General features: G+C 42.6%; 9 protein-coding genes, 1 pseudogene and 2 CRISPR repeat arrays. Of the genes and pseudogenes, 9 read left to right on the top strand and 1 reads right to left on the bottom strand.

Features of this window, described 5'->3' with window-relative positions; all coding sequences use genetic code 11:
* Position 1 precedes the first annotated feature (1 nt).
* The 7 genes and pseudogenes from cas7c (at position 2) to I872_RS01855 (ending at position 8311) form a co-directional block, all read left to right on the top strand.
* A complete protein-coding gene (gene cas7c / locus I872_RS01825; RefSeq protein ID WP_015604457.1) occupies positions 2-853 on the top strand; it encodes a type I-C CRISPR-associated protein Cas7/Csd2 in 852 nt (283 codons plus the stop codon).
* 1 nt (position 854) lies between these two features.
* Complete coding sequence (gene cas4 / locus I872_RS01830) at positions 855-1526, top strand: CRISPR-associated protein Cas4 (protein ID WP_015604458.1); 672 nt, start codon at positions 855-857, stop codon at positions 1524-1526.
* Complete coding sequence (cas1c, locus tag I872_RS01835; protein ID WP_015604459.1) at positions 1523-2548, top strand: type I-C CRISPR-associated endonuclease Cas1c; 1026 nt, start codon at positions 1523-1525, stop codon at positions 2546-2548. The genes cas4 and cas1c overlap by 4 nt, the downstream gene beginning before the upstream one ends.
* 10 nt (positions 2549-2558) lie before the next feature.
* Positions 2559-2852, top strand: a complete 294-nt coding sequence (cas2, locus tag I872_RS01840; protein WP_015604460.1) for a CRISPR-associated endonuclease Cas2 — start codon at positions 2559-2561, stop codon at positions 2850-2852.
* Positions 2853-2998: 146 nt separating this feature from the next.
* Positions 2999-5401: a CRISPR direct-repeat array (repeat unit 32 nt; unit sequence GTCGCTCCCTTCACGGGAGCGTGGATTGAAAT).
* Positions 5402-5570: 169 nt separating this feature from the next.
* Positions 5571-5866: direct repeats of the CRISPR family, unit length 32 nt.
* Positions 5867-6172: 306 nt separating this feature from the next.
* Positions 6173-6814, top strand: coding sequence for an amino acid ABC transporter permease (locus I872_RS01845; protein ID WP_015604461.1), 642 nt, complete (start codon positions 6173-6175; stop codon positions 6812-6814).
* 8 nt (positions 6815-6822) lie between these two features.
* A pseudogene (locus I872_RS01850) lies at positions 6823-7451 on the top strand (amino acid ABC transporter ATP-binding protein).
* 11 nt (positions 7452-7462) lie between these two features.
* Positions 7463-8311 carry an amino acid ABC transporter substrate-binding protein gene (locus tag I872_RS01855; RefSeq protein ID WP_015604462.1) on the top strand — a complete coding sequence of 283 codons (849 nt, stop codon included), beginning with the start codon at positions 7463-7465 and terminating at the stop codon, positions 8309-8311.
* A gap of 7 nt (positions 8312-8318) precedes the next feature.
* Here the strand turns inward: I872_RS01855 and I872_RS01860 are convergent, their stop codons facing one another.
* The gene (locus tag I872_RS01860; RefSeq protein ID WP_015604463.1) at positions 8319-9509 is read right to left on the bottom strand and encodes a cation diffusion facilitator family transporter; all 1191 of its coding nucleotides are present in this window, start codon (positions 9507-9509) and stop codon (positions 8319-8321) included.
* A 147-nt stretch (positions 9510-9656) separates the two neighbouring features.
* On the opposite strand from I872_RS01860, the gene pcrA reads away from it, so the two are divergent.
* The gene (gene pcrA / locus I872_RS01865; RefSeq protein ID WP_015604464.1) at positions 9657-11945 is read left to right on the top strand and encodes a DNA helicase PcrA; all 2289 of its coding nucleotides are present in this window, start codon (positions 9657-9659) and stop codon (positions 11943-11945) included.
* Positions 11942-12340: an NUDIX hydrolase gene (locus I872_RS01870; protein WP_041826777.1), complete on the top strand. Its 399-nt coding sequence runs from the start codon at positions 11942-11944 to the stop codon at positions 12338-12340. The genes pcrA and I872_RS01870 overlap by 4 nt, the downstream gene beginning before the upstream one ends.
* The last annotated feature ends 83 nt before the right edge of the window (positions 12341-12423 follow it).

A 12423-nucleotide genomic window follows, 5' to 3' on the forward strand; every position in this document is an offset into this window, starting at 1 on the left:
GATGTTGGAACACAAGATTGATTTTATGGTAACGGTTGAAGTGAGGGAAGCTAATGCAAATGGTGATCCTTTGTCAGGAAATATGCCAAGAACAAATGCAGCCAATCAAGGCTTAATCAGCGATGTAGCCATCAAGCGCAAAATCCGCAATCGGATACAGGATTTTGGCCACACCATCTTTGTACAAGCAAATGATCGCATTGAGGATGGGCTTAATTCACTTGAGAAACGGTTTAAGACTCAATTTACAGGAAAAGAATCAGATGAAGAAATTAATGAAAAAGCCAATCAATTATGGATGGATGTCCGTTCGTTTGGTCAAGTGTTCACTTATCTAAAAGATCGCTCGTTTGCTATTCGTGGACCGGTTTCTGTTAGCATGGCTAAATCTTTGGATCCAATCATCATCTCTAGTTTACAGATTACTAGAAGTACAAATGGTGTCGAACCTAAAAAAGCAGGTGGACGTTCATCTGATACGATGGGGACTAAGCATTTTGTGGACTATGGCGTCTATGTCATCAAAGGTTCGATTAATCCAAATTTTGCTGAAAAAACAGGATTCTCTAACGAAGATGCTGAAGTTATAAAGGAAGTTCTCGTTAGTCTTTTTGAAAACGATGCGTCATCCGCTCGTCCTGAAGGTTCTATGCGAGTAAGGGAAGTCTTCTGGTTTACACATTCTAATAAGTTAGGAAATGTTTCCAGTGCTCGTGTTTTTGATTTGTTTGAATTTGACAAAGAAAAACAGGATAAGGATAGTTATGAAGACTATGCTATCCATCTTAATCAAGAGAAATTGGCAGAATATGAGGCTAAAGGATTGACAGTTGATATCTTAGAAGGACTGTAATATGGTTTATGCTGAAAGTGACTATTTGATGTTGTCTGGAATTCAGCATTTCCAATTCTGCAAGCGCCAATGGAGTTTGATTCATATTGAGCAGCAGTGGGTTGAAAACGAAGCGACAGCTCATGGGCAGATTTTACATCAAAAAGCAGACAATCCATATATCAAGGAAAAACGAAAGGATGTTATTAGCTCGCGAGCTATGCATGTCTCGTCAAGAGAGCTTGGTCTCTATGGAATATTGGATGTGGTTGAATTTCATAAGGATGAAAAAGGAGTTTCGTTAAAAGGGAAACATGGCAAATGGCTCCCTGTTATTATTGAATATAAGCGTGGAAAACCAAAAAAGGATACTCGTGATATTGTTCAGTTGGTTGCTCAAACGATTTGTCTTGAAGAAACTCTTGGATGCGAAATCGAGTATGGTTATCTTTACTATCATAGTGTAAATCAAAAGAAGCGAATAGAAATCACTTCTGATTTACGAAAAGAAGTAGCTGAGCTGGCTTGCCAAATGCATCAATATTATGATAAAAAGCTTATTCCGAAAGCTGAATATTTTAAAAACTGTCAGTTATGCTCCTTAGTTGATATTTGCATGCCGCGTCTGAGCAAGAAGTCACGCAATGTTGACAATTATATTTTCCAAGCACTAAAAAGTGAGGATAGCTTATGAAAAAGCTACTTAATACTCTATATTTGACTCAAGATAATTTTTATTTAACGCGTGAAAGAGATAATATCGTTATCAAGCAAGAAGGTAAGGTTGTCAGTCGTTTTCCATATCGGATACTTGATGGCATTGTTTGTTTTTCTTATTTGGGAGCGTCTCCTTCTTTGATTGAACTATGTGCCAAAAATCAGATAAATTTGTCCTTCCATACACCACAAGGGCGCTTTTGCGGTCGATTTGTTGGGCAAACAAATGGGAATGTTTTGCTAAGGAGACAGCATTATCGTTTGGCGGATGAAGAAAAATCTCTAGAATATGCAAAACACTTTATTCTTGCTAAGATTTCAAATTCTAGAAAATATTTATTACGTTTCAAGCGTGACCATCGCGATCGAATCGATAGCCATCTCTTTGAAGAGGTGAATACGGAATTAACTTGGGCCTTGGAACAGGTTCAAGCAGCTGAAGACAAGGATTCTCTATTAGGAATTGAAGGTCAGGCAGCAAATCAATATTTTCGTATTTTTAATGATTTAGTATTAACTGATAAGGAGACTTTCCAGTTTAATGGGCGAACCAGACGACCTCCCTTAGATTGTGTCAATGCTTTATTATCATTTGGCTACAGTTTGTTAACATATGAATGCCAATCTGCTTTGGAAGCAGTGGGACTGGATAGTTATGTTGGCTTCTTCCATACGGATAGACCAGGTCGTGCTAGTTTGGCATTGGATTTAGTCGAAGAATTTCGTGCTTATATAGTTGATAGATTTGTATTTTCTTTGATAAATAAAGGTCAGCTGACAAAAAAACATTTTGAATATAAGGAAAACGGCAGTGTCATATTAACAGAAAAAGGTCGTGCGACCTTTATTGAAGCATGGCAAAAGCGGAAACATCAGGAAGTAGAACATCCTTTTACTAAAGAAAAGGTGAAATTGATGTTACTGCCCTATGTCCAAGCACAGTTATTGGCTAAGACAATCCGTGGGGAATTGGAATCCTATCCACCGTTTTTAATATAGGAGCCGGTTTATGATGGTATTAGTAACATATGATGTGAATACTGAAACTGCGCAAGGCAGGAAAAGATTACGTCATGTGGCAAAATTATGCGTTGATTATGGGCAACGCGTTCAGAATTCAGTTTTTGAATGCTCAGTAACTCCTGCAGAATTTGTAGAAATAAAGGCTAAGCTTTTGAGTATTATTGACACTGAGTCTGACAGTATTCGTTTTTATTTGCTAGGAAAAAACTGGCAAAATCGTCTAGAAACGATTGGACGTAATACAAGTTATGATCCTGATATAGGGGTATTACTCCTTTAAATAGTCTAGTGCGAATAGGTGTTGCTCATAAAAAAGAAGGACTTTCGCGCAAAAAATAAACAAAAACAAGGCAAAAATTCGAAATTTTAGAAGAATTTTCTTCTCTCGAAAGATAATGTTTGCTTAAAACAGTGCAACTACGCGCTGTCGCTCCCTTCACGGGAGCGTGGATTGAAATTATACGTGTGTTTGATAATAGCTGTCTCAGGGACGTCGCTCCCTTCACGGGAGCGTGGATTGAAATCCCAAACCCATAAATGAGTTACAGCATGGCGAAGTCGCTCCCTTCACGGGAGCGTGGATTGAAATGGAAGTTACTGGTGAAAATTATTATATGTGAGCAAGTCGCTCCCTTCACGGGAGCGTGGATTGAAATATTTTAGGGTGGAAGGTCTTCCAACGTTCAGCCATGTCGCTCCCTTCACGGGAGCGTGGATTGAAATAAACCAAGTTATCACCGTGACAAGAATGTATGAGTCGCTCCCTTCACGGGAGCGTGGATTGAAATGTTCCAATGTCACTTGATGTTACTTTCCACTTGGTCGCTCCCTTCACGGGAGCGTGGATTGAAATTGATATAAGCTGATAGGGAGAAAAATTGAACTGACGTCGCTCCCTTCACGGGAGCGTGGATTGAAATCAGATAATTTTGAAAAACCCTTTATCTATTAAGGGTCGCTCCCTTCACGGGAGCGTGGATTGAAATAACAAATTTAGTGCCATCTGGCAGACCAGCTAATGTCGCTCCCTTCACGGGAGCGTGGATTGAAATAACGTTATGGTGATTTGGTTTATTCTAAGACTAAGTCGCTCCCTTCACGGGAGCGTGGATTGAAATATCCTATCCTTATGTGATGTATGGTCACAAAATGTCGCTCCCTTCACGGGAGCGTGGATTGAAATATCAGGGATGAACTTTTTAGGAATGATAATGCACGTCGCTCCCTTCACGGGAGCGTGGATTGAAATGAAATCAATATAATTTCCTTTATAATACGCTACAGTCGCTCCCTTCACGGGAGCGTGGATTGAAATCTGTTGTTTCGGACACATTCTCACCGCTTGAATGTCGCTCCCTTCACGGGAGCGTGGATTGAAATTATGCTAGGTTTGAACTCATTAGGTGTTGATAAGTCGCTCCCTTCACGGGAGCGTGGATTGAAATACCATCCGCTACGAAGACCTGAACAAGCTAATAGGTCGCTCCCTTCACGGGAGCGTGGATTGAAATCTCAACAACTACCATTTTTATACGATTGATAACTGTCGCTCCCTTCACGGGAGCGTGGATTGAAATTGAGAACCTTTTTGAAAGGGTCAGCGCCAGAATGTCGCTCCCTTCACGGGAGCGTGGATTGAAATGGAAAAGCCTGGTTATTGAAAATATTTAGTTTGTCGCTCCCTTCACGGGAGCGTGGATTGAAATCAGATGAATTGAAAAAGTATGCTCTTGATCCAACGTCGCTCCCTTCACGGGAGCGTGGATTGAAATTTTGGTTGAAGCAGATAGGCTAGATTGACCGTCGTCGCTCCCTTCACGGGAGCGTGGATTGAAATCACTGGTCTAGGGTGTCTAATAGACGACTGCGAGTCGCTCCCTTCACGGGAGCGTGGATTGAAATCTAGCAGAAGAAAGCCTTATGCTTAACATCATCTTGTCGCTCCCTTCACGGGAGCGTGGATTGAAATTTATGTTGACATAAAATCTCTTGTAAACGGTAAGGTCGCTCCCTTCACGGGAGCGTGGATTGAAATAACGATGGATGTAGTGTATGTGAGCATGACTAAGGTCGCTCCCTTCACGGGAGCGTGGATTGAAATGAGTTACTGGCGAAAAAACAATTTATGCAGTAAAGTCGCTCCCTTCACGGGAGCGTGGATTGAAATATAAAACATAGCATATATACCACGTGAAAGAATAGGTCGCTCCCTTCACGGGGGCGTGGATTGAAATTCAATCATCTTCCAAGCAAGAAAGTTCCTTATCTTGTCGCTCCCTTCACGGGGGCGTGGATTGAAATAGAAAGCTGCATCAAGCTTATTTGATACTTTTACGTCGCTCCCTTCACGGGGGCGTGGATTGAAATTAGTTGGTGCAAAAGAAAGCCAGATGTAAAAATCGTCGCTCCCTTCACGGGGGCGTGGATTGAAATCAGTGTTTATCATAGTAGGAAGCTCATCGAACTGTCGCTCCCTTCACGGGGGCGTGGATTGAAATGTTTCAAAGAAACAACAATCACAAAACAAAATCCGTCGCTCCCTTCACGGGGGCGTGGATTGAAATACATAAACTATTGACATTATTTTCATTTATATTGTCGCTCCCTTCACGGGGGCGTGGATTGAAATTTAAAAAGCTCTAAATCAAAATTAGTTAGATAAAGTCGCTCCCTTCACGGGGGCGTGGATTGAAATACTCCACCCTTTAAGAGCGTCATAACCAATGGTTGTCGCTCCCTTCACGGGGGCGTGGATTGAAATGAAGGAATGTTACACATCCAAGTGCGATTAAACCAGTCGCTCCCTTCACGGGGGCGTGGATTGAAATTCCTCAACTATACCTAAAGGCTTAATAAGTTCATGTCGCTCCCTTCACGGGGGGCGTGGATTGAAATGTAACTTGAGAAGACTGCTCCTGCTGTTGGGGTTGTCGCTCCCCTTCACGGGGGGCGTGGATTGAAATACTGATGGTTTATAATGAATAATAAGTAATATAGAGTCGCTCCCTTCACGGGGGCGTGGATTGAAATATTGTTTAGGTAGTTCAATGACTTCGAGATAAAAGTCGCTCCCTTCACGGGGGCGTGGATTGAAATATACATTGCCCGTTTAGCTTCATCTAAATAATACTGTCGCTCCCTTCACGGGGGCGTGGATTGAAATTGGTTGTTGATGAAATTAAGTCCACCCAAATAGTCGCTCCCTTCACGGGGGCGTGGATTGAAATATGACCTGCATTACGGCCTTAATGATGCCTAATACGTCGCTCCCTTCACGGGGGCGTGGATTGAAATAACACCCTCACGCTTGATAACCTCAAAATAACCAGTCGCTCCCTCCCAGAATGGAACCTACTGCGGTTAACAAAGAGCTAACCTCTCCTTTTGGTTGGAAGGTTATTTGTCAGTTTTAGAGCTATGTTGTTTCGAATGGTTCCAAAACCAAGCGCCCCAGATTCAAATAAATCCGATTCTTAAAAAGAGGGTCGGATTTTAGTTTTGTTTGATTTCGATTTTCTCCCTATAAATTTTTTGCAATATCTGCCTGTATTTTCCTGAGATTCTGTTATAATGGTAAAATATTTATTTAGGAGGAAGAGAATGAACTATATTTTGGAAATTTTACCCAGTCTTCTAAGTGGAGCGGCAACTACCTTGCAAGTGTTTGCTTTGGTCTTGGTTTTTTCGATTCCTTTGGGAATTATGCTGGCTTTTTCGATGCAAATTCGCTTGAAGCCCCTGCAATGGCTGCTTCATATTTACATTTGGATTATGCGTGGGACGCCGCTTTTATTGCAGTTAATCTTTATTTACTATGTTTTGCCAAGTATCGGAATTCGACTGGATCGGATTCCGGCAGTGATTATTGCCTTTACACTAAACTATGCCGCTTATTTTGCGGAGATCTTCCGCGGCGGCATTTCTTCCATTCCGACTGGACAGTATGAAGCTGCGAAGGTTTTGAAGTTTACTCCAGTTCAGACGATTCATCTAATTATTTTGCCGCAAGTCGTAAAAATTGTGCTACCAAGCGTATTTAATGAAGTCATGACTTTGGTGAAAGATACCTCTTTGGTGTATGCTTTAGGCATTTCAGACTTGATTTTGGCCAGTCGTACAGCGGCCAACCGAGATGCAAGTCTAGCACCGATGTTTGTTGCAGGCTTGATTTATTTACTCTTAATCGGTCTGGCTACGCTGGTTGCAAAACAGGTCGAAAAGAAATTTAGTTATTATAAGTAGGTGCTATTATGTTAGAATTACGAAATATTAGTAAAAATTTGGTGATAAGCAGATTCTAAAGGATTTTAATTTAATCGTGCCTGAAAAGCAAGTATTGGCCATTGTTGGACCTTCAGGCGGAGGGAAGACGACCCTTCTGCGTATGCTGGCAGGTTTGGAGACAATTGATTCGGGACAAGTAATTTATAATGGAGAGATTTTGGCTGTCGCAGAGCTTGAAAAGCGTAATCTTCTAGGCTTTGTCTTTCAAGATTTTCAGCTCTTTCCTCATTTGTCTGTCTTGGAAAATTTGACCTTATCACCAATACATACAATGAACATTTCCAAAGAAGAAGCTGAAGAGAAGGCGCAGGGCTTGTTGGCTCGCTTAGGCTTGTCCGAGCATGCCAATGCCTACCCTTATTCGCTGTCAGGAGGGCAAAAACAGCGGGTCGCTTAGGCTCGTGCTATGATGATTAATCCAGAAATTATCGGATATGATGAGCCGACTTCTGCCTTGGATCCTGCCTTACGCTTGGAAGTAGAAAAACTTATCCTTCAAAATCGTGAAATGGGAATGACGCAGATTGTGGTCACACATGATTTGCAGTTTGCGGAAAACATTGCGGATTCTATTCTCAAAGTCATACCAAAATAAGGGAGGTCCGAATGAAACTAAAGAATATTCTTTTGACCTGTTTGACCCTGATCCTAACCTTTCTGCTCAGTGCTTGTAGTTCCAATGTCAGTGATCCCAGTTTAGATAACTGGAGCAAGTACGAGGAGAAAAAACAGATTACAATCGGCTTTGATAATACCTTTGTCCCCATGGGATTTGAGCAAAAAGATGGCACTTATGCAGGGTTTGACATTGATTTGGCCAATGCCGTTTTTAAGGAATATGGGATTGAGGTGAAGTGGCAGCCGATTGATTGGGATATGAAAGAAACAGAGTTGACCAACGGCACGATAGACCTTATTTGGAATGGCTATTCTGCGACGGATGAGCGAATGGAAAAGGTACAATTTACCATTCCTTATATGAAAAATGAGCAGGTTTTGGTCAGCAAAAAATCCTCTCATATCTCACAGACCAGTGATATGGCAGGAAAAGTATTGGGTGCCCAAACGGGATCTTCTGGCTATGTAGCTTTTGAAAGCAATCCTGAAATATTGAAAAACTTTGTCAAAAATCATACAGCGACCCAGTACCAAAGCTTCAACGAGGCTTTGATTGATTTGCAAAACGACCGGATTGATGGACTCTTGATTGACCGCGTTTATGCCAATTATTATCTGACAGAAGAAGGAATTTTAGATCAATATTCAGTCTTTTCAGTTGGATTTGAGAGCGAGGCCTTTGCGGTCGGGGCTAGACAGGCGGACCGTACTTTAGTGGAAAAAGTAAATGCTACTTTCGGGCAATTATACCAAGAGGGAGAATTCCAGAAAATCGCTGAAAAGTGGTTTGGAGAAGATATTGCAACAGACCAAGTGAAGGCATATAAAAACAACTAGTTTTCTGCTAGTTGTTTTTTCGTGTTTCTTGGTGGAAGATGTTTTGCCAGACTTCGTGGCGGCGCCAGAGGCTGGTATGGATGACATCCCCGATTTGATAGCGAATCAGCTTGGTCTTTTGGCTGACGGATGTAATTTCTAAATTTTTGATAGGAGAAGTTTGGGCTCTCTCTAGTTGAAATTCCTCTTTGTTTAGCTGGCGACCGTCTTGGGAAATGTAGATAAAATCGGAAGATAAGAGTGCATCCAATTGACTACCTTGGTCGACTAATTGCTCACGCATCAGGAGCTTTTGATAGACATTATCCAGAATCTCATCTTCAGGAATAGGGGCTGGCTCAATATGAATATCAATGTCGAAGACGCCAAAGTCTTCCTTGAGCATATCCTCTACCTGATCAGCGATTTCGTGACTTTCAAAGACGGAGAGGTCAGGATTCATTTCCAGTATAATATCCAGATAGATATTGCTACCATAGGTTCGGCCACGCTGGGATTTGACGCGTGTTATTTTAGGAATTTCCAGAATGGCACGCTTGTAATCATCTAAAATGTCTTGATCAAAGCCGTCTGACAGGCTGAAGGAGGATTCCATGAAAATATCATAGGCCGTTTTCAGAATGAAAAAAGTAATAATGATGGCTGCTAGCCTATCAACGATAGGAAACTTCAGGGAGCTGGCAATAATGGCAACAGAAGTGCCCAGAGAAGTGATGGCGTCCGACAGATTGTCTTTAGCAGCCGCATCCAGAGCTTTGGATTTCACTCTTTTGGCTAGATTTTTATTGTAAAGATAAACACCAAACATGATGATGGCCGATACAATCCCGACGATGGCTCCCACAGGATCAATCAAGGTTTCTTCCTTATTAATGATTTTTTGAGCTGTATCAATGAGGACATTGAAACCGACAAAAAACATGATGAAAGAAGTAATTAGGCTGGCCAGATCTTCAATCTTCCAATGGCCGAAGCGGTGGTCCTTATCCGCTGGTTTTCTTGCCATGCGTAGGCCGATTAAGACTGCTAGATTGGCAACGATATCGGAGACGTTGTTGAAACCATCCGCCGTCAAACTGGAGGATGTCAGTGTCGCACCTGCAATGATTTTTGTAACGGATAGGCCAATGTAGGTGGCAATTGCTAGGAGGGCGCCTCGTTCGGCAAGTTTGAGATTGTCACTTGGATGATTGTGCATGGCTACTCCTTTCTAAACTACTATTATAGCTTTTTCACACTCTAATTTCAATTGAGGACAGTTGCCTTTTCGATAACAAATTCACTCGAATTTTGATATAATGGAAGCATTGATTTTCAGTTTGATTTTACATTGAAAGGATAGAAGATGAATCCCTTATTAAACGGTATGAATGACCGTCAGGCTGAGGCGGTGCAAACGACAGAAGGCCCCTTATTGATTATGGCGGGGGCTGGTTCTGGAAAGACCCGAGTTTTGACCCACCGTATTGCTTATCTGATTGATGAAAAAATGGTCAATCCTTGGAATATCTTGGCCATTACCTTTACCAATAAGGCGGCTCGTGAGATGAAAGAGCGTGCTTATGGTCTCAATCCAGCTACTCAGGACTGTCTGATTGCAACTTTTCACTCCATGTGTGTTCGTATTCTGCGTCGTGATGCGGATCATATCGGCTACAATCGTAATTTTACTATAGTGGATCCAGGAGAGCAACGAACTCTCATGAAACGCATTCTCAAACAGTTGAACTTGGATCCGAAAAAATGGAATGAACGGACAATCTTGGGAAGTATTTCCAATGCTAAGAATGACTTGATTGATGATGTGGCTTATGCTTCCCAAGCTGGCGATATGTACACGGAGATTGTGGCCAAGTGCTACACGGCCTATCAAAAGGAATTACGCCAGTCTGAGGCCATGGACTTTGACGATTTGATTATGCTGACCTTGCGGCTTTTTGATCAAAATCCTGATGTTCTGACCTACTACCAGCAACGTTACCAGTACATCCATGTAGACGAGTATCAGGATACCAACCATGCCCAGTACCAGCTTGTCAAGCTCTTGGCTTCCCGCTTTAAGAATATCTGCGTGGTCGGAGATGCTGACCAGTCTATCTATGGCTGGCGGGGAGCGGATATGCAGAATATCTTGGACTTTGAAAAGGATTATCCAGAAGCTAAGGTAGTCCTGCTTGAGGAAAATTATCGCTCGACTAAGACCATTCTTCAGGCGGCTAATGAAGTCATCCGAAACAACCGCAATCGCCGTCCGAAAAATCTCTGGACTCAAAACGAAGACGGTGAGGAAATTGTCTACTATCGGGCTAATGACGAACAGGACGAAGCTCTCTTTGTTGCCCGAACTATTGATCAGCTGAGCCGAGAAGGATACAGTCATAAGGATTTTGCAGTCCTTTATAGGACCAATGCCCAGTCACGTACGGTAGAAGAAGCCCTGCTCAAGTCCAATATTCCTTATACTATGGTCGGCGGAACCAAATTCTACAGCCGTAAGGAAATCCGTGATATTATCGCTTATCTCAACCTCATCGCCAATCCTAGCGATAATATCAGTTATGAGCGCGTGGTCAATGAGCCTAAGCGTGGTGTCGGACCGGGAACGGTAGACAAGATTCGGAATTTTGCAGCTACTCAAGAAATCTCTTTGCTGGATGCGTCAGCCAATATCATGCTTTCGCCAGTCAAGGGTAAGGCGGCTCAGGCGGTCTATGAGTTTGCCAATCTGATACTCGACTTGCGGGATCGTTTGGATGACTATAGCGTGACTGAACTAGTCGAGCTTGTTCTGAAAAAAACAGGTTACTCAGCCGCTTTGGCAGCTCAAGCAACCTTGGAAAGCCAAGCTCGGATTGAAAATATCGAAGAATTCCTATCTGTGACCAAGAACTTTGATGAAAATCCAGACAATCCTGCTGATGAGACTGGTCTTGATAAGCTCAGCCGTTTTCTCAATGACCTAGCCTTGATCGCAGACACAGACGACGGAGATCAGGAGAGTTCTGAAGTAACTCTGATGACCCTCCACGCAGCCAAGGGATTGGAATTTCCAGTCGTTTTTCTGGTTGGTATGGAGGAAAATGTCTTCCCTCTGAGCCGAGCATCTGAAGATGAGGATGAGCTGGAAGAGGAGCGGCGTCTGGCCTATGTCGGTATTACCCGAGCAGAGAAAATTCTCTATCTGACCAATGCCAATTCCCGCCTGCTTTATGGCCGAACTAACTACAATCAGCCGACTCGTTTCTTGAGGGAAATCAGCTCAGACTTGCTGAACTATCAGGGGCTGGCTCAACCGGCAAATAGCTCCTTTAAGGTCAGTTACACCAATAGCGATACTAGCAAATTCGGTCAGGGCATGAGTCTGGCTCAAGCCTTACAGGAGAGGAAGCGCCAGGCAGCTCCTAGTTCGATTTCTACAAATAGTCTGCCTTTTGGAAAGAGCAGTCAGAGCCAGCCATCTAAGCCTGAAGTTGCTTGGGCTATTGGAGATATTGTCCACCATAAGAAATGGGGCGATGGAACAGTTTTGGCAGTCTCTGGCAGCGGAAATAGTCAAGAGCTCAAGATTAATTTCCCAGAGGTCGGTCTGAAGAAAGTGCTGGCCAGCATAGCACCGATTGAGAAAAAATCATGATGAGGCGGTCGATTGAAGCCTGGATCTATCATCCAGAGGATGGAGAAATCTTGCTCTTGAAAGTTGAGGATGAGAATGTTTCCTTTTGGCAGCCCATTACTGGAGGGATTGAGAGCGGAGAGAGTCCAGAAGAAGCTTGTCTTCGTGAAATAAAAGAAGAGACTGGCTTGCTCTTAGCTTGTTCAAGTCTGACGGGTTTTGGAGATTTTACGGTAAAGATTGATGAAAATCTGTTTATCCACAAGAATCTTTTTCTAGTTCTGACTGAACAGAAAGAAATCCAGATTTCTGATGAGCATGTAGGAGCTCAGTGGGTAGCTTTAGACAAAGTTTCGTCGCAGCTGTACTGGCCAAGCAATCAGACGACTTTTGAGATTATATCTGAGAAGCTATAAGATATAGCTTCTCTTTATTTCTTTTGATAAGGAAATTCTATTAGTCAAGCGGGGCGTTTAATGGTAGACTTATCACATAACTA

Source organism: Streptococcus cristatus AS 1.3089, assembly GCF_000385925.1.
GTDB classification, from domain to species: Bacteria; Bacillota; Bacilli; order Lactobacillales; family Streptococcaceae; genus Streptococcus; species Streptococcus cristatus_B.